Origin of the sequence: Rhodovulum visakhapatnamense (assembly GCF_004365965.1) — a bacterium.
Classification (GTDB): domain Bacteria; phylum Pseudomonadota; class Alphaproteobacteria; order Rhodobacterales; family Rhodobacteraceae; genus Rhodovulum; species Rhodovulum visakhapatnamense.
Window position 1 is genome coordinate 185,613 of the sequence record NZ_SOEB01000002.1, and the last position, 21,039, is coordinate 206,651.

Sequence of the window (21,039 nt, forward strand, 5' to 3'; positions counted from 1 at the left end):
CCCCTCTCAGATACATTTGAAATAGTCGAAGGGTTCAAGGCAGTCGCGGCAGCGCCAGGCGGCCTTGCAGGGGGTCGAGCCGAACTGGCTCAGCCGTTCGGTCCGGTCCGAGCCGCAGCGCGGGCAGGCGACGGAAAGCCCCTCCGCAAGGCTGCGCGCGCGGGCGGCCCCCGGCGTTGCGGCGCTGCCCGGCACCGGCGGCGCGATGCCGAAGGCCCTGAGCTTTTCGCGCGCCTCGGGGCCCAGCCAGTCCGACGTCCAGGGCGGCGACAGCTGCCGGTCGATCCGCAGCTTGCCGATGCCGCGCTCCCGCAGGGCGCGTTCGATGTCGAGACTGATGATCCCGGTCGCGGGGCAGCCCGAATAGGTCGGCGTGACCGTCACCACCAGCGTATCGCCCTGCCAGGCAACGTCGCGCACGATGCCCAGATCGGTCAGGCTGATGACCGGGATCTCGGGGTCCGGCAGCTCGGCCAGCCACGCCCAGACCCGGTCGGTCGCGGGCCGGTCCACGGTGTCACCAGCGGGCATCGGGATAGGCCCGTTGCAGGAACTGCATCTCGGCCAGCAGAAGGCCCAGCGCCTCGCCATGCACGCCGCTGCGCCCGCCGCTGCGAAAGCGCGCCGTGTCGGGCAGGGTCAGCGTCGCCTCGGCCAGCACCGCCTCGACCCGCGCCGACCAGCCCGGTTCCAGCGCCGCCGGATCGGGCGCGATCCCGGCCTCCGCGGCGGCGGCATCGGTCGCGTCACCCCGGAACGGCTCGCCGGTGAAGGGCCAGAGCCGGGTCAGCGCGGCCTGCATCCGGGCATGGCTTTCGGGCGTGCCGTCGCCCAGCCCGATCACCAGCGTTTCGGACCGCTCGAGGTGATAGGCCACCTCTTTCTGCGCCTTGGCGGCAATCTCGGCCACGCGCGGGTCGGTTGACACCGCAAGCCCGGCCAGCATTTCGGCATGCCAGGCATCGAACAGGAACTGGCGCATCACGGTGACGGCGAAGTCGCGGTTAGGTTGTTCGGCCAGCAACAGGTTCCGAAACCCGCCCGCGTCGCGGCGGAAGGCCAGCGCATCGGCGTCGCGCCCCGCGCCCTCGATCTCGGCGGCAAGCCCCAGCCACAGCGTCGCCTGCCCGATCAGGTCGAGCGCGACATTGGCCAGCGCGATGTCCTCTTCCAGCGTCGGCGCATGGCCGCACCATTCGGACACCCGGTGACCGAGGATCAGCGCACTGTCCCCGACCCGCAGCAACGTTTCGAACAGAACCGCATCGGCCGGTATCGTCGTCTCTGGCAACGCGGGCATCACATATGCCCCACATCGTCGGGGATATCGAAGAAGGTCGGGTGCCGGTAGACCTTGGCGTTCGAGGGCTCGAACAGCGGCCCCTTGTCCGAGGGCGCCGAGGCGGCGATGTCGTTCGAGCGCACCACCCAGATCGACACGCCCTCGTTGCGCCGGGTATAGACGTCGCGGGCGTTCTGGATCGCCATTTCGGCGCTCGGCGCATGCAGGCTGCCGACATGGCGGTGGTTCAGCCCGTGCTGACCGCGGATGAAGACCTCCCAGAGGGGCCATTCGCTGGACATGTTCTCCTCCCTTGAAAACGGTTACTCGGCCGCGTGGGCGGCAGCGCGCTTTTCGGCATGGGCCATCAGCCCCTCGCGGACCCAGGCGCCGTCCTCCCAGGCCTCGATCCGCGCCTCCATCCGTTCGGCATTGCAGGGGCCGTTACCCTTCAGCACCTCGTAGAATTCGGACCAGTCGGGCTGCGAAAAGTCGTGACCGCCCTTCTCCTCGTTCCAGGCGAGCCCCGGATCGGGGATCTCGAGCCCGAGAAACCGGGCCTGCGGCACGGTCTGGTCGACGAATTTCTGGCGCAGCTCGTCATTGGTGTTGATCTTGATCTTCCAGGCCATCGACTGCGCGGAATGGACCGAGTCCTTGTCCGAGGGGCCGAACATCATCAGCGAGGGATACCAGAACCGGTTCAGCGCATCCTGCGCCATCGCCTTCTGGTCGGGCGTGCCCCGCGCCATCGTCATCATGATCGAATAGCCTTGGCGCTGGTGAAAGCTCTCTTCCTTGCAGATCCGCACCATGGCCCGGGCATAGGGCCCGTAGGAGGTGCGCTGCAGCGGCACCTGGTTCATGATCGCGGCGCCGTCGACCAGCCAGCCGACCGCGCCGATATCGGCCCAGGTCAGCGTCGGATAGTTGAAGATCGAGGAATATTTCATCTTCCCGGCCAGAAGCATCCCGGTCAGCTCGTCCCGGCTGACCCCCAGCGTCTCAGCGGCGGAATAAAGGTAAAGCCCGTGCCCGGCCTCGTCCTGCACCTTGGCCAGCAGGATCTGCTTGCGTTCCAGCGTCGGCGCGCGGGTGATCCAGTTGCCCTCGGGCAGCTGGCCCACCACCTCGGAATGGGCGTGCTGGCCGATCTGGCGGATCAGCGTCTTGCGATAGCCCTCGGGCATCCAGTCCTTGGGCTCGATCCGCTCGCCCCGGTCGATCCGGTCCTGAAAGGCGCGTTCCTCGGGGGTCATCTCGTCCCGGGCCTTGCCGCCTTCGGATGTCACCATCTGTGCATACATCGTCGCAGTCCTCCCTGATCAGACGCGTTCGAGGATAAGGGCAATGCCCTGGCCCACACCAACGCACATCGTGCAAAGCGCGTAACGTCCGCCGCTGCGCGCCAGCTGGTTGGCCGCGGTCGCCACCAGCCGCGCACCGCTCATGCCCAGCGGGTGGCCGATGGCGATGGCCCCGCCATTGGGGTTCACATGGGGCGCGTCGTCCGGCAGGCCCAGCGCGCGCAGCACCGCCAGCGCCTGCGCGGCGAAGGCTTCGTTCAGCTCGATCACATCCATCTGCGCAAGGGAAAGCCCCGCCTTTTCCAGAACGCGGCGGGTCGCGGGCACCGGGCCCATGCCCATGATCCGGGGCGGCACACCGGCCGCGGCCATGGCGACGATGCGCGCCCGGGGGGCAAGGCCCTGCGCCACGGCCGCGGCCTCTGACGCGACGATCAGCGCGGCGGCGCCGTCATTGACGCCCGAGGCATTGCCCGCGGTGACCGTCAGCCCGGGTCCGTTGACCCCTTTCAGCCCCGCGAGCTTTTCGGCGCTGGTGCCGGGGCGCGGATGTTCGTCGATCTCGACCCGCAGCGGCGGCCCCTTGCGCTGCGGCAGCTCGACCGGCACGATTTCCCCGGCGAAGACGCCCGCCGCCTGGGCCGCGGCCCAGCGCGCCTGGCTTTCGGCGGCGAAACGGTCCTGATCCTCACGCGAGATGGCGAAGTCGGCGGCCACGTTGTCGGCGGTCTCGGGCATGGAATGGGTGCCATGCGCCGCCGCCATGCGCGGGTTGACGAAGCGCCAGCCGATGGTGGTGTCGTGGATCTCGGCCCGGCGCGAGAAGGCGGTGTCGGCCTTGGCCATCACGAAGGGCGCGCGGCTCATGCTTTCGACCCCGCCCGCGATCATCAGATCGGCATCGCCCGCGCGGATCGTCCGCGCCGCAAGCCCGACCGCATCCATCCCGGACCCGCAGAGCCGGTTGACGGTGGTGCCCGGCACCTCGACCGGCAACCCGGCCAGAAGTGCCGCCATCCGCGCCACATTGCGGTTGTCCTCGCCCGCCTGGTTGGCACAGCCGAGGATCACATCCTCGACCGAGGCCCAGTCGACATCGGGATGCCGCGCCATCAGCGCCGCGATCGGCACCGCCGCCAGATCGTCGGCGCGCAGTCCCGACAACGCTCCGCCATAGCGCCCGACGGGCGTGCGCAGCGCATCGCAGATGAAGGCTTCGGCCATTCGGTCCTCCCAGACGTCTGTCCCCCGGCCGACTCGCTTCCGCAAATTGATCGACCGTTCGGTCACACTATAGGCAGGAGCGGGCCGCATGGGAAGAGCCTTGCCGGAAAATTCGCCGTCTCATCCTCCGCGTCATCAAACGAACCGCTTCCGCAAAAACCCGATTTCGCCTATCGTATTTTCAATAAATAGATGCGCCCATCGGAAGGTTCCTCCGGATGTCGCTTGACCAGATCCTGGTTCTTGCCCTGCTCGTCATCGTCTTTCTCAGTTTCGTAAAGGAGATATACCCGCCCGAGGTGACCGCGCTGGCGGCCTCGGCGGCGCTTCTGGCCACCGGAATCATCCAGACCGGCGACTTTCTGACGGTGTTCGGGTCCAGTGCGCCGATCACCATTGCGATGATGTTCATCATCTCGGCCGCCCTGGAACGCACCGGCGTGCTGGCCGCGCTGGGCGAGTTCATGACCGCGCGGGCCGGGGGGTCCTACCTGCGCGCGCTTCTGATCACGATGACCGTGACGGTGCTGGCCTCGGCCTTCATGAACAACACGCCCGTGGTGATCCTGCTGGCGCCGGTGATGATCTCGGTCGCCTCCAGCGTCGGCGTCTCGCCGTCGCGGCTGCTGATGCCGCTGTCCTTCGCGGCGATCTTCGGCGGCACCCTGACCCTTGTCGGCACCTCGACCAACATCCTGATGAGCGGCGTTGCCCGCGACGCGGGCCAGCCGCCGATATCGATGTTCGAGATGACCCTGCCCGGGCTCGTCTTCGTGCTGGTCGGCATGGCCTACATGACCTTCGCCGGGCGCTTCCTGCTGCCCGACCGGCAGTCGCTGGCGCATCTGATGGGGCGCGAGACCCGGCGCCGGTTCCTGGCCCGGCTGCTGATCCCGGCCGGCTCGCGCTATGTCGGCAAGCGGCTCGACGAGCTGCCGTTCAATACCGCCGAGACCCGTATCCTCGACGTGATCCGGGGCGAGGTCTCGATGCGGCGCAGCCTTGACGGCCTGATCCTGGAGCCCGGCGACCGGCTGGTCCTGAAGACCGGAACCGGCGAGATCCTCGGGCTGAAGGAAAATGGCCAGGTGGCGTTCCGCGACCTGTCGGACCGGGGGGTCGAGCCGGTGACCGCCGACCAGACCGTCACGCTCGAGGCCAGCATCGGCCCGAATTCGACCCTGCGCGGGCGTTCGCTGGCCGAAGTGCGGCTGCGGCGGCGCTATGGCGTCTATGTGATGGCGGTGCATCGCGCCGACCGGAACCTGTCGGACCGGATCGACGACATCCGCCTGCAATTCGCCGACACGCTGCTGCTGGAGGGCCCGCCAGAAGGGTTGCGCCGGCTGGTCGAGGATGGCGGGGTGATCAACCTCTCGGCCCCCTCCGAACGGCCGATGCGGCGCGCCAGGGCGCCCATCGCCATCGCCACGATGGCGGCTGTCGTCGGGCTGGCAGCTTTCGAGGTGATGCCCATCGCCGGGCTTGCGGTGATCGGCGCGGTCGTCGTGATGCTGACCCGCTGCGTCGATCCCGAAGAGGCGTTCAGCGCCATCGACTGGCGCATCCTGTTCCTGATCTTCGGCATGCTGGGACTGAGCCAGGGGATGGAAGAGACCGGCGCCGCCAAGCTGATCGTCGATTGGGTCGTGGGCTTGATGGGCGGATTCGGGCCGCTGGCGATCCTGGCGGCCGTCTATGTGCTGACCAGCGCCCTGACCGAGATGATCAGCAACAACGCCGTTGCCGTGCTGGTCGGACCCATCGTGATCGGGCTTGCAACCCAGCTGGGCGTCGATCCGCGGCCCTTCATCATGGCGGTGATGTTCGCGGCCTCGGCCAGTTTCGCCACCCCCATCGGCTATCAGACCAACACCTTCGTCTATGGCGCGGGCGGCTACCGCTTCCGCGACTTCCTGAAGGTGGGGTTGCCGCTGAACATCCTCTTCGCGGTCGTGGCAGTCGGGGTGATCCCTGTGTTCTTCCCGTTCTGAGCGGGGCCGAGGCGGCTCAGGCCGTCTCGACCTCGATGGTCACATGCGACAGGCGCGGCAGATGGGCCAGCCGCTTGCGATAGTCCGAGGCCGGACGTGGGGCGTCATCGGCAATTGCCACGATGGCCGCGCGGTGCCCCGGGCCAAGCTGCCAGACATGCAGGTCGACCACCCGGGCGCCGTCGGTTTCGATGGCGGCGCGAATCCGCTCGGGCAGGATCTCGGAGCTCGGCACGAAATCGACCAGCACCCCGCCCGCATCGCGCATCAGCCCGTAGGACCAGCGCGCGATCAGGATCGCCCCCAGCATGCCGATGATCGGGTCGAGCCAGACCCAGCCGAAGGCCCGCCCCGCAACCAGAGCCACGATGGCCAGCACCGAGGTCAGCGCATCGGCCAGCACATGCAGATAGGCCGCGCGCAGGTTGTGATCGACCTCATGGGCATGGTCGTGCCCATGGCTGTGGCCGTGCCCATGATCGTGCGGACCCTGATGCAGCAGCACCGCGCTGCCCACATTGACCGCCAGCCCGATCACGGCAACGGCGATGGCCTCGCCGAAATGAATGCCGACCGGGTTCACCAGCCGCATCAGACTTTCCCAGCCGATCAGCAGCGCGACGACGCCCAGCACCACAGCGCTGCCGAAGGCCGCCAGATCGCCCAGCTTGCCGGTGCCGAAGGTGAAGCGCGGGTCATGGGCGTGACGGCGCGCGATCATGTAGGACACTGCCGCAATCGACAGCGCCGCGGCATGGGTCGCCATGTGCCAGCCATCGGCCAGCAGCGCCATCGACCCGAAGACCGCGCCCGCCGCGATCTCGATCACCATCATCGTCGCGGTGATGCCGATCACCAGCCAGGTGCGCCGGGCATTCCGGTCATGGTCGGCGCCGAGGAACACGTGATCCGGCCCGCCCGGACCGCGCGGATGGCAAAGACCGGCGTCCGAGTCGTGAGCGTGGCCGTGCCCATGATGGTGATCGTGATCGTGGTGATGGTCGTGCGGATGATCGTGCATGATCTGGCCTATTTCAGATAGGTGCGCAGGACCGAGGCAAGCTCTGCGCCGCCCTTTTCGCGGTCGGTCTCGTCCTCGATCAGGATGACATGGTGGCGAAGATGGTCCTCGATCAGTTCCTGGGTCAGCCCTGCCGTGGCGCCCCGGACCGAGGCCACCAGCTGCAGGATCGCGCCGCAGTCCTTCTCGGCCTCGATGGCCCGCTCGATGGCCTCGATCTGCCCTTTCAAGCGGCGCACCCGCGCCAGCAATTTGGGCTTGTCCTCGGAAAGATGCGACATCGGATCGTCCTTATAGGTATAGGGGGTACCCCTATCAAACGGCCGCTGCCGGATCAATCCCCGCCTGAGGTCGTCGAATTCACATTCTAATTATTGAATTTGTTTGCCGGCGAGAGTATTCTTTCCCTGTCCGGGCCGAAACGGCTCCGGCCCAATCCGGGAGACCAGCCAATGACACTCGACCGCGCCGTGATGATGTTCGCGGGCCTCATGATCCTTCTGTCGCTTGCCCTCGGCACCTGGGCCTCGCCGTGGTGGTATCTGCTGACCGCCTTTGTCGGGCTGAACATGATGCAGGCCTCGGTCACCGGCTTCTGCCCGGCCGCGATGCTGTTCAAGAGGTTCGGCATCCGGCCCGGCACCGTTTTCGACTAGACCGCAGGTGCGGCACCCCGCCGGCCCCGACGGGGGTGTGCCCGGCCGCCGGTCGCGCTAGATAGGCGCAGCAGACGGGAGGCGGCCCATGATCTTGTCACTTACCGGCGTCGGCAAGGCCTACGAGACCGGCGGCACCCGGGTCGAGGTGCTGCGCGGCGTCGATCTGGCGATAGGCCCCGGCGAGACGGTCGCGCTGACCGGCGAATCCGGGTCCGGCAAAAGCACGCTTCTGCACCTGTGCGCCGGGCTCGACCGCGCCGATAGCGGCCGGATCGAGGTCGCGGGGCAGGACCTGACCGACGCCCCCGACCCGCGTCTTTCGGCACTCCGGCGCCAGACGGTGGGGCTGGTCTTCCAGCAGTTCAACCTGATCCCCTCGCTCGACGTGGCCGCGAACCTCGCCTTCCAGGCCCGGCTTGCGGGACGCCACGACCCGGACTGGATCGCGGCGCTGGCCGACCGGCTGGGGCTGTCGGCGCTGATGTCGCGCTATCCCGAACAGCTTTCGGGCGGCCAGCAGCAGCGCGTGGCCATCGGCCGGGCACTGGCGATCCGGCCCGCGCTGTTGCTGGCCGACGAGCCCACCGGCAATCTCGACGAGGCCACCGGCGACGCGGTCATGGACCTGATGCTGGAGCTGGGGACCGAGGCGGGCGCGGGACTTCTGATGGTGACCCATTCGCCCCGGCTCGCGGCAAGGCTCGGCCGCCGGGTGCATCTTGCGGGCGGGCGGCTCGCGGCATGATCCGCGCAGCCTTCACCACGCTTCTGTCGCATTGGCGGCGCCATCCGCTGCAACTGGCGGGCCTTTTCCTCGGGCTCGCGCTGGCCACCGCGCTCTGGTCGGGGGTGCAGGCGATCAATGCCGAGGCGCGGCAAAGCTATGACCGGGCGGCGGCGGTGCTGTCGCAGGACCGGCTGGACAGCCTCGCCGCGGGCAACGGTCAGGATTTCGACCAGAAGGTGTTTCTGGACCTGCGCCACGCGGGCTGGCTGGTCTCGCCGGTGCTGGAAGGCCGCTGGTCCCATCGCGGCGTGCCGGTGCGCATTCTCGGGGTCGATCCCTTCACCCTGCCCAGCGGAAGCCTGCCCGACGCCGTCACCGGACAGGACCGCGCGACGGATTTCCTCTCGGCCGAGGGACTGGCCTTCGCCGCCCCCCAGACAGTCGACGAACTGACCCGGATCGGCGCCGAGGGCCTGCCGCCGCTGGTTGCGGCCGAGGGCATGGCGCCCGGCATCCTCTTTGTCGATATCGGCGTGGCCCAGCGCCTGCTGCGCGCCGAGGGCCAGATCACCCGCCTGCTGGTCGCGCCCGACCAGCCGCTGCGCCAGCGGCCCCTTTCAGAGGTCGCGCCGGCTCTCGTCCGCCAGACCCCGGTCGAGCAGGCCGACATGGGCGCGCTGACCGGCAGCTTTCATCTGAACCTGACCGCCTTCGGCTTCCTGTCCTTCGCGGTGGGGCTGTTCATCGTGCATTCCGCCATCGGGCTCGCCTTCGAACAGCGCCGCCCGATCTTCCGCACGCTGCGCGCGCTCGGGCTGCCGCTGCGAACCCTCGTGGGCCTTCTGGCGGCCGAGATCATGGGGTTCGCCCTCGTGGCCGGGATCGCAGGCATCGCGCTTGGCTATGTCATCGCGGCGGGGCTGTTGCCGAACGTGGCGGCGACGTTGCGCGGTCTTTACGGCGCGACCGTCTCGGGCGGCCTGTCGCTGCGCCCGGAATGGGCGCTGGCGGGGCTGGGCATGGCGCTGGCGGGCGCGGGCGCGGCGGCCGCGCAAAGCCTGTGGCGCCTGGCGCGGATGCCGGTGCTGGCCCCGGCCCAGCCCCGCGCCTGGACCCGCGCCTCGGCCCGCAGCCTTGGCTGGCAGACCGGGCTGGCGGGACTTCTGGCACTGATCGCCCTGGCCGCCGCGCTGTGGGGCGAGGGGCTGGTCGCTGGCTTCGTTCTGCTGGGTGCGCTGCTGCTGTCGGCGGCGCTGGTGCTGCCCGGAGCGCTGGCCATGGCACTGGCCCTCGGCGAGCGGCTGTCCAAGGGCGTCATCGCGCAGTGGTTCTGGGCCGACACCCGCCAGCAATTGCCGGGCCTGTCGCTGGCACTGATGGCGCTGCTGCTGGCGCTTTCGGCCAATATCGGGGTCGGCACCATGGTGTCGAGCTTCCGGCTGGCCTTCACCGCCTGGCTCGATCAGCGCCTGCCGTCCGAGCTTTACGTCACCGCCCGCACCGAGGACGAGGCCCGGCGGCTGGCCGACTGGCTCGCCCCCCGCAGCGATGCGCTGCTGCCGATCTGGAAGATCGACGGCACCATCCTCGGCCGCCCCGGCGAGGTCTATGGCGTCGCCGATCACCGCACCTACCCCGATCACTGGCCGATGCTGTTGGGCGACCAGACCGTCTGGCAGACCCTGGCCCGCGGCGAGGGCGCCATCGTCAACGAACAGCTCTGGCGCCGGGCGGGCCTGCATCTGGGCGATCCGGTGCCGCTGCCGGGGGGCGCGACACGACCTTTGGTGGGGGTCTATGCCGATTACGGCAACACCAGGGGTCAGGTCATTGTCGGCGTCGCCGATCTGGTCGCGCTTTATCCCGATATCGACCGGCTGCGCTATGCGATCCGCACCGACCCGGCCAAGGTGCCCGCGCTGCGCGACGCCATCGAGGACGCATTCCGCCTGCCGCAGGACCACATGATCTCGCAGCAGGAGGTCAAGACGATCTCGCTGATGGTGTTCGAACGGACCTTCGCCGTCACCGCCGCGCTGAACGTGCTGACCATGGGCGTCGCTGGCTTTGCCATGTTCATGAGCCTGCTGACGCTGTCCACCATGCGGCTGCCGCAGCTGGCCCCGGTCTGGGCGCTGGGGCTGACCCGGGGGCGGCTGGCGCGGCTCGAACTGTTGCGCGCGCTCTTGCTGGCCGCGCTGACCATGGTGCTGGCGGTGCCGGTGGGGCTCTTGCTGGCCTGGGTGCTGCTGGCCGTCATCAATGTCGAGGCTTTCGGCTGGCGCCTGCCCATGCATCTGTTCCCGAAGGACTGGCTGTGGCTCGGGGCGCTGGCGCTGGTCGCGGCGGCGCTGGCCGCCGCCTGGCCCGCCTGGCGGCTGTCGCGCCTCGCGCCGGTCCATCTGCTGAAGGTCTTCGCCGATGAACGTTAAGGCCCTTTTCCTTGCGCTGCTGCTGCCGCTGCCCGCCCTCGCCCAGGGCTTTGCCGGGCTCGGCACATCCGAGGACGGCTTCGCGCTGCCCAGCCGCGACACCCGGCTGCAGTTCCCTGTCGATCACGGCGCCCATCCCGGGTTCCGGATCGAATGGTGGTATGTGACCGCAAACCTCAAGGGCGCGGACGGGCAGGATTACGGCATCCAGTGGACGCTTTTCCGCAATGCGCTGGAACCGGGCGATCCGGGGCAAGGCTGGCAGACCCGGACCGCCTGGATGGCCCATGCCGCCCTGACCTCGGCCCGGGGCCACCGCACCGCCGAACGGCTGGCACGCGGCGGGATCGGGCAGGCAGGCGTCACGCTCGCCCCGTTCCGGGCCCAGATCGACGACTGGCAGATGGCCAGCACCGCCGCCCCCGGCGCCGATCCGCTTTCCGCGCTCAGCCTCACCGCGACCGGCACCGACTTCGCCTATGACCTCGCGCTCGTGGCCACCGGACCGCTGGTCCTGCAGGGCGAGCAGGGCTATTCGGTCAAGTCCAAGGACGGGCAGGCCAGCCATTACTATTCGCAGCCCTTCTACAAGGCCAAGGGAACGCTGGTCTTTCCCGATCATAGCGTGGCGGTGGAAGGCCAGGCCTGGCTCGACCGGGAATGGTCCAGCCAGCCGCTGGCCGGGGATCAGACCGGCTGGGACTGGCTGTCGCTGCATCTCGACGGCGGCGCCAGGCTGATGGTCTTCCGGCTCAGGAGCGCGCAGGGCGACTACAGCACGGGCACCTGGATCGCCCCGGACGGCACGCCCACGCCACTGCCCCCGGGCGGGGTCGAGATGATCCCCGGCGCCACCACCCGCGTTGCGGGGCGCGAGATCCCGACCGCGTGGCGCGTCCGCCTGCCCGCCCGCGATCTGGACATCGCGATTGCCGCGCTGCAGCCGCAGGCCTGGAACGACACCCGCGTGCCCTATTGGGAAGGGCCCGTCACCGCGACCGGCAGCCATCCGGGCGCGGGGTATCTGGAAATGACAGGCTACTAGGGAATGAACCCGCATCTCGTCCTGATCGGCGGCGGCCACACCCATGCGCTGGTGCTGCGCGCGCTGGCGGACCGCCCGGCGACGGGCCTCCGGCTGACGCTGATCGACCCCGAGCCGAGGGCGGCCTATTCAGGCATGTTGCCGGGCTTCGTCGCGGGCCATTACCGGCTCGACCAGTTGCAGATCGACCTTGCGCGGCTGGCGCGCGCGGCGGGCGCCAGGCTGATCCGGGGCCGCGCCGAAGGGCTCGACCGGGCGGCGCGGCGGGTCCATGTCGCGGGGCAGGCGCCGATCCCCTATGACATCGCCTCGCTCGATATCGGCATCGCCTCGGACCTGCCCGGCCTGCCGGGATTTGCCGCCCATGCGGTGCCCGCCAAGCCGCTGACCGCCTTCGCCGCACGGTGGCAGACCTTCGCCACCGAGGCCGCCAGCGGCCGGGCCGCGCCCCGCATCGCCGTGATCGGCGCGGGCGTCGCCGGGGTCGAACTGGCGATGGCCGCGCAGCACCGGCTGGCCCGGGCCGGGTGCGCCCCCGAGATCGCGCTGCTGGACGCGGGCCGCGAGATCCTGCGCGACGTGCGAAAGGGCGCGCGCGCGGCGCTGACCGACCGGATCGCGCGACTGGGGATTGCCCTGCGCACCGGCGTCCGGATCGCCCGGATCGAGGCTGCGGGCGTGGTGCTGGACAGCGGCGAGACGATCCCGGCCGCCCTGGTGATCGGCGCGGCGGGCACGCGCCCGCAGGGCTGGCTGGCGGGCACCGGGCTGCACCTGACCGACGGCTTCGTGACGGTCGACGAGACCCTGCGCGCGGTTTCGGACCCGGCCGTTTTCGCGGTCGGCGACTGCGCGCATCTGTCCCACGCGCCCCGGCCCAAGGCCGGCGTCTTCGCGGTGCGCGAGGCGCCGGTGCTGCGCGAAAACCTGATCGCCGCGCTGACGGGGCGGCCGCTGAGCGCCTATCGCCCGCAAAAGGACTATCTGAAACTCATCTCGATGGGCGAGAAACGCGCGGCCGCCGACCGCCTGCCCCTCAGGATCGAGGGACGCTGGGTCTGGCGCTGGAAGGACCGCATCGACCGCAGGTTCATGGCGCAGTTCCACGACCTGCCGGGAGCCTGACGCCTAAAGCCGCGCCAGCGCATCGATTTCGGCCATCAGCCCGGGCAGCGACGACGCCAGCGCGCCCGGATCGAGCCCGTCCAGCGTCACGCGGCGGGTCGGCCTGTCCTCGAACCGCGCCCGCTGGCGGCCATAGCGCGGGTCGTAATGGTCGGCCATCAGCCCGGCCGCCAATGCCTCGAACGCGCCCTCGGCGGCCAGCGCGCGCCAGGCCTCGATCCGGGCGCGCGGATGCTGGGGCGCCAGCCCGTCGATGGTGGCCAGAAGCCGCGCCGGATCGTCGGTCACATCGCGATAGCGCCGCGCCAGATAGGCCGCGCGCGCCGCCAGCGGCACCGACAGTTCCAGCCGGGGCGCGGCCTTCATCGCCTCCCACAATCCCCGGGGCAGGTTGAGATGGCCGATCCTGCTCGATTCCGCCTCGATCACCACGGGGCGCAGCGGATCGAGCGCGGCGCGGGCCGTCGCCAGCGCCGTCTCGAACCCCTTCTGCGCGGGTTGCCCGCCCGGCATCGCCCCGAAGAGCGAGCCGCGATGGTTGGCGAGCCCCTCCAGATCCAGCACCTGCATCCCGGCCGCCCTGAGCAGGCCCAGGATTTCGGTCTTGGCGGTGCCGGTATTGCCGTCGAGCAGCACCACCGGCGCAGGCCAGGGGCTGCCGTAAAGCGCCTCCTGCACCAGACGGCGATAGCTGCGCCAGCCGCCCTCGATGGTCTCGGCGCGCCAGCCGATCTGGCTGAGGATCAGCGCGAAAGCTCCCGACCTCTGCCCGCCGCGCCAGCAATAGACCAGCGGGCGATACCCTTTGGGCTTGTCGGCCAGCGCGGTCTCGATATGCATCGCGGCGTTCCGCGCGACGATGGCGGCGCCGATCTTGCGGGCCAGAAACGGGCTTTGCCTCGTGTAGATCGTGCCGACCCGCGCGCGTTCCTCGTTCGACAGGACCGGCAGGGAAATCGCGCCGGGAATGTGGTCCTCGGCATATTCCGCCGGCGAGCGCACGTCGAGGATCTCGTCGAAATCGAGCGCCGCAAGATCGGTGAGAGAAACAAGCGAAACCGGCATGGATCCGTTCTAGGACCGGACAAGCGCTCCGGAAAGGGGTATTCACGGCACCCCGGGGACCAGAGCAAGTTGGCGCGGGGACCGCACGCGGACCCGTTTGCGCAATATCTTGTGGAAAACCCCGGCATCGCACCGATATGAAGGGCGCCGCGCTTGACAGGTCCGGGCCTTGCCCGAAGGATCGCAGAACCACGCGGAATCAGGAGACCCCGTTTGCGTTTCACCCGGCTCAGGCTGAACGGCTTCAAGAGCTTCGTCGATCCCACCGATCTGGTGATCGCCGACGGCCTGACCGGCGTCGTCGGGCCGAACGGCTGCGGCAAGTCGAACCTGCTTGAGGCGCTGCGCTGGGTGATGGGCGAGAACCGTCCGACCGCGATGCGCGGCGGCGGCATGGAAGACGTGATCTTCGCGGGCACCTCGACCCGCTCGGCGCGCAACTTCGCCGAGGTCAGCCTGCAGATCGACAATGCCGACCGGCTGGCGCCCGCGGGTTTCAACGACAGCGACATGCTGGACGTGATCCGCCGCATCACCCGCGACGCGGGCTCGGCCTACAAGCTGAACGGCAAGGATGTGCGCGCGCGCGACGTGCAGATGCTGTTTGCCGATGCTTCGACCGGCGCGACCTCGCCCGCGCTTGTGCGGCAGGGCCAGATTTCCGAACTGATCAACGCCAAGCCGCGCGCCCGGCGCCGCATCCTCGAGGACGCGGCCGGGATCGCCGGGCTGTACCAGCGCCGCCACGAGGCGGAACTGCGGCTGAACGCGGCCGAACAGAACCTTGCCCGGGTCGACGACGTGCTGGAACAGCTGGCCCAGCAGCTGGCGCAGCTGGCGCGGCAGGCGAAACAGGCCGCGCGCTACCGCGCCATCGCCGAAGAGCTGCGCCGGGCCGAGGGGACGCTGCTGTTCCGCCGCTGGCAGGAGGCCGATACCGCCCGCGCCGCCGCCGAAGCCGCGCTGACCGAACGCACCCGCGAGGCCGGGCGCGCCGAGACCGCCGCGCGCGAGGCCGACCGGCTGCGGAGCGAGGCCGACACCGCCCTGCCCGCGCTTCGCGAGGAAGAGGCCATTGCCGCCGCCGTGCTGCAGCGCCTGAGCGTCCAGCGCGACGCGCTGGTGCAGGAGGACGAGCGCGCGCGCCAGGCGATCCAGACCCTGACTGGCCGGATCGACCAGATGACCCGCGACATCGAGCGCGAGGCAGCGCTGAACCGCGACGCGGGGGAGACGCTGGAACGGCTCGAGACCGAGGCCGCCGAACTGTCGGCCGAGCATGAGGGCCATGATGCCGCGCTCGACGAGGCCGCCGAGGCCGCCCATGCCGCCGCCGAGGTCCTGCGCGACCGCGAAGAGGCGCAAAGCCAGATGACCGAGGACATGGCCCGGCTGGTCGCGCGTCATCAGTCGGCCCAGCGCCTGCGCGAGGACGCGGCCCGCACGCTGCAACGCAACGAGGACGAGGCCGCCAAGGCGCGCGCGACCGTCACTGCCGCCGAGGCGAACCTTGCCGCCGCCCGTGCCGCGATGGACGAGGCCGCCGCCCGGCAGGACGCGGCCCAGGACAGGGCCGAAGAGGCCGAGGCGCGACTGATCGCGACCGACGAGGCCCGGGCCGAGATCCAGTCCCGCGAGGCCGAGGCGCGGGCGCAGAAATCCTCGGCCGAGGGCGAGGCCGGGGCGCTGAGGGCCGAGGTCGCGGCGCTGGCGCGGCTGGTCGAGCGCGACACCGCCGAGGGCGGCCAGATCCTCGACCTGCTGGGCGTCGACAAGGGCTATGAAAAGGCGCTGGGCGCGGCGCTGGCCGACGATCTGCGCGCGCCGGTGGTGCAAGCCGGCGCGGCTTCGGGCTGGCTCGCGCTGCCGCCCTACCCGTCGGAACCGCCGCTGCCCGAAGGCACCGCGCCGCTGTCGGCCCATGTCGCGGTGCCCGAGGCGCTGATCCGCCGGATCGGCCAGATCGGGCTGGTGCCCGATGCCGAGACCGGGGCGCGGTTGCAACCGGCGCTCGGCCCCGGCCAGCGGCTGGTCAGCCCGGCGGGCGATCTCTGGCGCTGGGACGGGTTCCGCGCCGCTGCCGCCGATGCGCCCAGCGCCGCGGCGCTCCGGTTGCAACAGCTGAACCGGCTGGCCGATCTGCGCCGCGATCTGGACGAGGCCGAGATCCGGGCCGGGACCGCGTCCGAGGCGCATGAGGCGCTGTCGCGCGAGCTGCAGGCCGCGACCGAGGCCGATCGTGCCGCCCGCGAGGCGAGGCGCGAGGCCGACCGTGCGCTGGCCGATCTGGGCCGCGCCCTGTCGCGGGCAGAGGCCGACCGCCAGATGGCCGAGAGCCGGCTTGAAACCGCGCGGATGGCGGTGCTGCGCCACGAGGACGAGGCGACCGGCGCGCGTCTTCGGCTGAGCGAGGCCGAGGGGCAACTGTCCTCGCTGGGCGATCTCGACGCGGCGCGGGCACGGCTTGAGGACGTGCGCACCACGGTCGAGGCCGCGCGGATGACGATGATCGCCCGCCGCGCCGCCCATGACGAGCTGAAACGCGACGGCGAGGCACGCACCAAGCGGCTGGCCCAGATCGTCCGCGAGGCCCAGACCTGGCGCCAGCGGCTCGACACCGCAGGAACCCGCGTCGCCGAGCTGGAAAGCCGCAAGGCCGCGTCCGAAGAGGAGCTCGACCGCGCCGCCGCCCTGCCCGAGGAAATCGCCGAACGCCGCGAGGATCTGGCCGGGCAGATCGAGACCGCCGAAACCCGGCGCGCCGCCGCCGCCGAAGCGCTGGCCGCGGCCGAGACCCGGGCCCGCGAGGCCGACCATGCCGCCCGCGAGGCCGAGCGCCGGGCGGGCGAGGCCCGCGAGGCCCGCGCCGCGACCGAAGCCCGCGCCGAGGCCGCGCGCGAAACCGTGACCCAGGCCAGCGCCCGCATCGCCGAAGAGCTGGAAACGACGCCCGCCGACCTGCTGGACAAGCTGGGCGACGACCCCGACCGTATGGCGTCGGCCGAAGCGATCGAGCATGAGGTGACCCGGCTCAAGCGCCAGCGCGAGGCGCTGGGCGCGGTCAACCTGCGCGCCGAGGAGGATGCCCGCGCGGTGCAGGAAGAACATGACAGCCTCACCGCCGAAAAGCACGACCTCGACGAGGCGATCCGCACGCTGCGCGCAGGCATCGCCAGCCTCAACCGCGAGGGCCGCGAACGGCTTCTGACCGCCTTCGAGCAGGTGAACGCGAATTTCGCGCTGCTGTTCACCAATCTGTTCCGCGGCGGCGAGGCCCGGCTGGTGCTGGTCGAGTCCGACGATCCGCTGGAGGCCGGGCTCGAGATCATGTGCCAGCCGCCGGGCAAGAAGCTGTCGACCCTGTCGCTGCTGTCGGGGGGCGAACAGACCCTGACCGCGCTGGCGCTGATCTTCGGGGTCTTTCTGGCGAACCCGGCGCCGATCTGCGTGCTCGACGAGGTCGACGCGCCGCTTGACGACGCCAACGTCACCCGGATGTGCGACATGCTGGACGAGATGACCCGGCGCACCGACACCCGCTTTCTGATCATCACCCACCACGCGGTGACCATGAGCCGGATGGACCGGCTGTTCGGCGTCACCATGGCCGAACAGGGCGTGAGCCAGCTTGTGTCGGTCGATCTGAAGAAGGCCGAGGCGCTGGTCGCCTGAACGCGGCGGCGCTGTTGACGGCCGCGCTGTGCGGTTTCCCGATGCGCGCCCGCCCTGCGGGAGGTTTTCGTGCCTCCGCCTTTGCGTCTTCTTGCGGCCTGCCCCATCGGCGCCCAAATCCTGCTGGCCGCCGCCCCTGCGCGCGGCAGAGCCGGTCCGCGCCGCCGATCCCGACCCGGTGCCGGGCGTGCTGCGCGATGCCGGGTTCACCGCCAGCATGGGCGTCGATCCGCACGGAGACCCCATGATCGAGGCCCGGGCGCGCGGCACCAACTTCACGGTGCTTGTCTTCAAGTGCAGTCTGAACAGCGATTGCGGCACAGGGCAGTTCATCACCCGCTATGCCCTGCAACAGCCCCTGGACCCGGCCGCCATGAATTGGTGGAACAACATCCACATGTTCGCCAAGGCCGAGGTCGACGACGCGGGCGGGCCGGCCGTGATCGTCGACGTCAATCCCGACCATGACGGGATGGGCTACCGCAGCTTCCCGAACATCTGCGAGATCTGGTCCGAAGCCCGGCAGGTCTTCGAGGAGCACATCGGTTCTTAAGGCGCAAGCCCGGAAATGTATTCGGGTTGACAGTCCCGGCCGTGACCGGCACTGCCTCGGTACAGACCGCTCAAGACCAAGGAGACCTCTCGATGACGCGCCCTTCCCTCGCCCTCTGGGCCCTTCCGCTTTGCGCCAATGCGGCCTCGGCCGATGTCATCGCTTCGAATCCCGACTCGGTGCTGAAGGCGCTTCGCGCCGAAGGTCTGGCGGCGACGATGGAAACCGACGATCTGGGCGATCCCAAGATCGTGACCCATCTGACGGGAAAGTCGAACACCGAATTTTCGGTGCTGTTCTATGGCTGCACCGACAATACCGACTGCAGCTCGATCCAGTTCTACGTCGCCTATGACATGCCCGACCCGGTCACCGCGCTGAAGATGAACCAGTGGAACCGCGAATGGCTGTTCAGCAAGGCCACGCTCGATGACGAGGGCGATCCGGGCCTTGAGATGGACGTGATCCTGGCCGAGCAGGGGGTCGACGACAAGCTGTTCGCGACGACCATCGACCTGTGGCGCCAGTCGATCGACGCCTTCGAGGATTTCATCGGCTGGTAAGGCGTCGGCCGGGCGCCTCCGGCCTGGCCGCTGCCTTGGGGGGCGGTCACAGCCGGTCCAGAAGCGCGCGCGTCGGCCAGGAATCGGCCGGAAGGCCCAGCCGGATCTGTTCGGCCTGCACCGCCTCGCGGGTCTTTTCGCCAAGGATGCCGTCGATCCCGCCGACGTCATGGCCCCGCCGCGACAGTTTCTGCTGCAACGCCTTCATCTCGGGCCCCGAAAGCCCCGGCTCGGGCGCGCGCGGGTCGAAGATGGGGGCGCCCTCGAAACGGGTGGCCAGATAGGCCGCGGTCGTGACGTAGACGAGGCTCTGGTTCCACTCGAAATAGACGCGGAAGTTGGGATAGGCGAGAAATGCCGGACCGTTCCGCCCCATCGGCAGCAGCACCGAGGCCGGAAGGTTGCCCGGGCCGAGGCTGCCGCTGCGCGCCCGCACCCCCAGCCGCGCCCAGTCCGACACCCGCTTGCCGTGGTCGAGCCCGGTCTCGGCCCAGTCGAGGTTGGCCGGAATGACGATTTCCTGCAGCCAGGGCTCGTTCGCGCGCCAGCCAAGCCCCTTCAGCATCTTGGCGGCCGACATCAGCGCATCGGGCGCCGAGGTCTTCAACAGCACATGCCCGTCGCCATCGCCATCGACGCCGTTTTCAAGGATGTCGGCGGGCAGCATCTGCACCTGACCGATTTCGCCCGCCCAGGCCCCGGTGGTGCGGGCCGGATCGAAATCGCCGCGTTCGTAAAGCGTCAGCGCCGAGAAGACCTGCGGCCGGAACAGGTCGGGCCGCCGGCAGTCATGGGCCAGCGTGACCAGCGCGTTCAGCGTGTTGAAGTCGCCCTGGACCGCCCCGAAATCGGTTTCGAGGGCCCAGAACGCCAACAACACGCCGCGCGAAACGCCGTAGGTCTGTTCGATTTTATCGAACACGGCGTCGTAGCGGGCGGCGTTCTGCCGCCCGTTGTCCAGCCGCGAGTGGCTGATCAATCGTCGCGAGAAATCGATGAAATCCCGCTGAAACACCCCCTGCGCCCGGTCCGCCCGGATCACCGCCGGGTCCTGCCGCACGCCGACAAGGAACCGCTGCGCCGCCCCGGCGTCGTGGCCCCGGCGCACCGCCTCGTCGCGAAGCCCGGCCACGAAGCCGCCGAAATCGCCGCCGCAGGCCGCCCAGGCGCCGCCGGGCGCCCCGGGGGCAAGACCCAGCGACAGCAGGCACAGAACAAGCAGGGACGGCGACAGGCGCATGAAAAGGCTCCGGACCATTTTAGACAAAATCGTTTTACGGCCGTCACCTTACCAAGCCATTACCGGCAGACAAGCTGGCTCAGGCGGCTTTCAGCCGGTCGCGCCCATGCGGTTCGGTCCAGTCGATCTGCGGGTTGATCGGGATGATCCGGTTCGGATTGATGGTGTCGTGGCTGTAATGGTAGTGTCGCACGATATGGTCGAGATGCACCGTCGCGGCCACGCCCGGCCATTGATAGAGCTCGCGCGTGTAGGCCCAGAGATTGGGCATGTCGATCAGCCGGTTGCGGTTGCACTTGAAGTGCAGGTGATAGACCGGATCGAAGCGCAGGAGCGTGGTGAACAGTCGCCAGTCGGCCTCGGTGATCCGCGCGCCCATCAGATAGCGCCGCGTCGAAAGCCGGTCTTCCAGCCAGTCGAGACTGTCGAACAGGGCATGCACCGCCTCGTCATAGGCGCCCTGCGACGTGGCGAACCCGGCCTTGTAGACACCGTTGTTGACGGTCTCGTAGACCCGCGCGTTGATCTCGTCGATCCCCTCGCGCAGGTCTTCGGGCCAATAGTCGTCGCGATTGCCGGTGATCCCGTCGAAAGCCGAATTGAACATCCGGATGATCTCGGAGGATTCGTTCGATACGATGGTCTGGCGCTGCGTGTCCCAGAGCACGGGCACCGTCACCCGGCCCGAAACGTCCGGTTTCGCCCTGGTGTAGATGTCACGCAGGAAGGGCAGGCCATAAAGCCTGTCGCCGGTCGCGCCGGGAAAGCCGGTGTCGAAGGTCCAGCCATCGTCCAGCATGTCGGGATACACCACCGAGACGCCGATATGCGGCTCCAGCCCCTTCAGCGCGCGGAAGATCAGCGTCCGGTGCGCCCAGGGGCAGGCATAGGAGACGTAAAGATGATAGCGCCCGCTTTCGGCAGCAAAACCGCCCGAGCCGCTGGGTCCCGCAGCACCGTCGGGGGTGATCCAGTTGCGGAAACCGGCGGTCGAGCGGACAAAGCGCCCGCCATGGCTTTCGGTGTCGTACCAGCCGCTCTCCCAGCGGCCATCCATGAGATATCCCATATCTCCTCCTTCTGTTTCAGGAAGAGATAGCGGCCCGCGCGGCCGGGGCATTGCCTCTGGC

The 21,039-nt window shown here is 69.5% G+C and carries 19 protein-coding genes; 9 read left to right on the forward strand and 10 right to left on the reverse strand.

Translation table 11 applies throughout. From position 1 onward, the window contains the following. Positions 1–6 precede the first annotated feature (6 nt). From paaD to pcaF, 5 genes are read right to left on the reverse strand one after another with little or no spacing between them, the layout of a single operon-like run. A complete protein-coding gene (gene paaD, locus EV657_RS02710; RefSeq protein ID WP_134077053.1) occupies positions 7–531 on the reverse strand; it encodes a 1,2-phenylacetyl-CoA epoxidase subunit PaaD in 525 nt (174 codons plus the stop codon). Further along, positions 518–1,300: a 1,2-phenylacetyl-CoA epoxidase subunit PaaC gene (gene paaC, locus EV657_RS02715; RefSeq protein ID WP_134077054.1), complete on the reverse strand. Its 783-nt coding sequence runs from the start codon at positions 1,298–1,300 to the stop codon at positions 518–520. The genes paaD and paaC overlap by 14 nt, the downstream gene beginning before the upstream one ends. After that, on the reverse strand, positions 1,300–1,584 hold the full coding sequence (gene paaB, locus EV657_RS02720; RefSeq protein ID WP_075784332.1) for a 1,2-phenylacetyl-CoA epoxidase subunit PaaB: 285 nt from the start codon (positions 1,582–1,584) through the stop codon (positions 1,300–1,302). Before paaB ends, paaC begins: the two co-directional genes overlap by 1 nt. 21 nt (positions 1,585–1,605) lie before the next feature. Beyond that, the gene (gene paaA, locus EV657_RS02725) at positions 1,606–2,589 is read right to left on the reverse strand and encodes a 1,2-phenylacetyl-CoA epoxidase subunit PaaA (protein WP_113670136.1); all 984 of its coding nucleotides are present in this window, start codon (positions 2,587–2,589) and stop codon (positions 1,606–1,608) included. An 18-nt stretch (positions 2,590–2,607) separates the two neighbouring features. Further along, positions 2,608–3,813, reverse strand: a complete 1,206-nt coding sequence (pcaF, locus tag EV657_RS02730) for a 3-oxoadipyl-CoA thiolase (protein ID WP_134077055.1) — start codon at positions 3,811–3,813, stop codon at positions 2,608–2,610. A 218-nt stretch (positions 3,814–4,031) separates the two neighbouring features. On the opposite strand from pcaF, the gene EV657_RS02735 reads away from it, so the two are divergent. Continuing rightward, a complete protein-coding gene (locus tag EV657_RS02735) occupies positions 4,032–5,807 on the forward strand; it encodes an SLC13 family permease (protein ID WP_113670134.1) in 1,776 nt (591 codons plus the stop codon). A gap of 16 nt (positions 5,808–5,823) precedes the next feature. Here the strand turns inward: EV657_RS02735 and dmeF are convergent, their stop codons facing one another. Next, positions 5,824–6,711 (reverse strand): CDF family Co(II)/Ni(II) efflux transporter DmeF, encoded by an 888-nt coding sequence (gene dmeF / locus EV657_RS02740; protein ID WP_243837469.1) that lies wholly within the window; start codon positions 6,709–6,711, stop codon positions 5,824–5,826. Positions 6,712–6,836: 125 nt separating this feature from the next. Then, on the reverse strand, positions 6,837–7,109 hold the full coding sequence (locus tag EV657_RS02745; RefSeq protein ID WP_134077057.1) for a metal/formaldehyde-sensitive transcriptional repressor: 273 nt from the start codon (positions 7,107–7,109) through the stop codon (positions 6,837–6,839). A 171-nt stretch (positions 7,110–7,280) separates the two neighbouring features. Here EV657_RS02745 and EV657_RS02750 point away from each other — a divergent pair, with 171 nt between their 5' ends. The 5 genes from EV657_RS02750 (at position 7,281) to EV657_RS02770 (ending at position 12,816) form a co-directional block, all read left to right on the forward strand. After that, positions 7,281–7,484 (forward strand): YgaP family membrane protein, encoded by a 204-nt coding sequence (locus EV657_RS02750; RefSeq protein WP_075784326.1) that lies wholly within the window; start codon positions 7,281–7,283, stop codon positions 7,482–7,484. A gap of 88 nt (positions 7,485–7,572) precedes the next feature. Beyond that, the gene (locus EV657_RS02755; RefSeq protein ID WP_134077058.1) at positions 7,573–8,232 is read left to right on the forward strand and encodes an ABC transporter ATP-binding protein; all 660 of its coding nucleotides are present in this window, start codon (positions 7,573–7,575) and stop codon (positions 8,230–8,232) included. Further along, positions 8,229–10,646 (forward strand): ABC transporter permease, encoded by a 2,418-nt coding sequence (locus EV657_RS02760; RefSeq protein ID WP_134077059.1) that lies wholly within the window; start codon positions 8,229–8,231, stop codon positions 10,644–10,646. Before EV657_RS02755 ends, EV657_RS02760 begins: the two co-directional genes overlap by 4 nt. Then, positions 10,636–11,691: a lipocalin-like domain-containing protein gene (locus EV657_RS02765; RefSeq protein WP_134077060.1), complete on the forward strand. Its 1,056-nt coding sequence runs from the start codon at positions 10,636–10,638 to the stop codon at positions 11,689–11,691. Before EV657_RS02760 ends, EV657_RS02765 begins: the two co-directional genes overlap by 11 nt. Positions 11,692–11,694: 3 nt before the next feature. After that, positions 11,695–12,816 (forward strand): FAD-dependent oxidoreductase, encoded by a 1,122-nt coding sequence (locus EV657_RS02770; protein ID WP_134077061.1) that lies wholly within the window; start codon positions 11,695–11,697, stop codon positions 12,814–12,816. Positions 12,817–12,819: 3 nt separating this feature from the next. Here the strand turns inward: EV657_RS02770 and mnmH are convergent, their stop codons facing one another. Continuing rightward, a complete protein-coding gene (gene mnmH, locus EV657_RS02775; RefSeq protein WP_134077062.1) occupies positions 12,820–13,881 on the reverse strand; it encodes a tRNA 2-selenouridine(34) synthase MnmH in 1,062 nt (353 codons plus the stop codon). Positions 13,882–14,094: 213 nt separating this feature from the next. Between mnmH and EV657_RS02780 the strand changes: the two genes are divergently transcribed. The 3 genes from EV657_RS02780 (at position 14,095) to EV657_RS02790 (ending at position 18,669) form a co-directional block, all read left to right on the forward strand. Continuing rightward, complete coding sequence (locus tag EV657_RS02780) at positions 14,095–17,553, forward strand: AAA family ATPase (RefSeq protein ID WP_134077063.1); 3,459 nt, start codon at positions 14,095–14,097, stop codon at positions 17,551–17,553. A gap of 91 nt (positions 17,554–17,644) precedes the next feature. Next, positions 17,645–18,106 carry a YbjN domain-containing protein gene (locus EV657_RS02785; protein WP_134077064.1) on the forward strand — a complete coding sequence of 154 codons (462 nt, stop codon included), beginning with the start codon at positions 17,645–17,647 and terminating at the stop codon, positions 18,104–18,106. 92 nt (positions 18,107–18,198) lie between these two features. Continuing rightward, positions 18,199–18,669, forward strand: coding sequence for a YbjN domain-containing protein (locus EV657_RS02790; protein ID WP_134077065.1), 471 nt, complete (start codon positions 18,199–18,201; stop codon positions 18,667–18,669). 46 nt (positions 18,670–18,715) lie between these two features. Here EV657_RS02790 and EV657_RS02795 read toward each other — a convergent pair whose 3' ends face one another. Next, complete coding sequence (locus EV657_RS02795) at positions 18,716–19,909, reverse strand: lytic murein transglycosylase (RefSeq protein WP_134077066.1); 1,194 nt, start codon at positions 19,907–19,909, stop codon at positions 18,716–18,718. Positions 19,910–19,988: 79 nt separating this feature from the next. Continuing rightward, on the reverse strand, positions 19,989–20,978 hold the full coding sequence (locus EV657_RS02800) for a glutathione S-transferase family protein (protein ID WP_134077067.1): 990 nt from the start codon (positions 20,976–20,978) through the stop codon (positions 19,989–19,991). Positions 20,979–21,039: the final 61 nt, after the last annotated feature.

Coding starts and splice junctions, on each gene's coding strand:
- paaD (WP_134077053.1), bottom strand. CDS start 531: ATGCCCGCTGGTGACACCGTGGACCGGCCCGCGACCGACCGGGTCTGG.
- EV657_RS02770 (WP_134077061.1), top strand. CDS start 11,695: ATGAACCCGCATCTCGTCCTGATCGGCGGCGGCCACACCCATGCGCTG.
- EV657_RS02765 (WP_134077060.1), top strand. CDS start 10,636: ATGAACGTTAAGGCCCTTTTCCTTGCGCTGCTGCTGCCGCTGCCCGCC.
- paaA (WP_113670136.1), bottom strand. CDS start 2,589: ATGTATGCACAGATGGTGACATCCGAAGGCGGCAAGGCCCGGGACGAG.
- EV657_RS02755 (WP_134077058.1), top strand. CDS start 7,573: ATGATCTTGTCACTTACCGGCGTCGGCAAGGCCTACGAGACCGGCGGC.
- paaB (WP_075784332.1), bottom strand. CDS start 1,584: ATGTCCAGCGAATGGCCCCTCTGGGAGGTCTTCATCCGCGGTCAGCAC.
- EV657_RS02795 (WP_134077066.1), bottom strand. CDS start 19,909: ATGCGCCTGTCGCCGTCCCTGCTTGTTCTGTGCCTGCTGTCGCTGGGT.
- EV657_RS02750 (WP_075784326.1), top strand. CDS start 7,281: ATGACACTCGACCGCGCCGTGATGATGTTCGCGGGCCTCATGATCCTT.
- pcaF (WP_134077055.1), bottom strand. CDS start 3,813: ATGGCCGAAGCCTTCATCTGCGATGCGCTGCGCACGCCCGTCGGGCGC.
- EV657_RS02790 (WP_134077065.1), top strand. CDS start 18,199: ATGACGCGCCCTTCCCTCGCCCTCTGGGCCCTTCCGCTTTGCGCCAAT.
- EV657_RS02735 (WP_113670134.1), top strand. CDS start 4,032: ATGTCGCTTGACCAGATCCTGGTTCTTGCCCTGCTCGTCATCGTCTTT.
- paaC (WP_134077054.1), bottom strand. CDS start 1,300: ATGCCCGCGTTGCCAGAGACGACGATACCGGCCGATGCGGTTCTGTTC.
- EV657_RS02800 (WP_134077067.1), bottom strand. CDS start 20,978: ATGGGATATCTCATGGATGGCCGCTGGGAGAGCGGCTGGTACGACACC.
- EV657_RS02760 (WP_134077059.1), top strand. CDS start 8,229: ATGATCCGCGCAGCCTTCACCACGCTTCTGTCGCATTGGCGGCGCCAT.
- mnmH (WP_134077062.1), bottom strand. CDS start 13,881: ATGCCGGTTTCGCTTGTTTCTCTCACCGATCTTGCGGCGCTCGATTTC.
- EV657_RS02745 (WP_134077057.1), bottom strand. CDS start 7,109: ATGTCGCATCTTTCCGAGGACAAGCCCAAATTGCTGGCGCGGGTGCGC.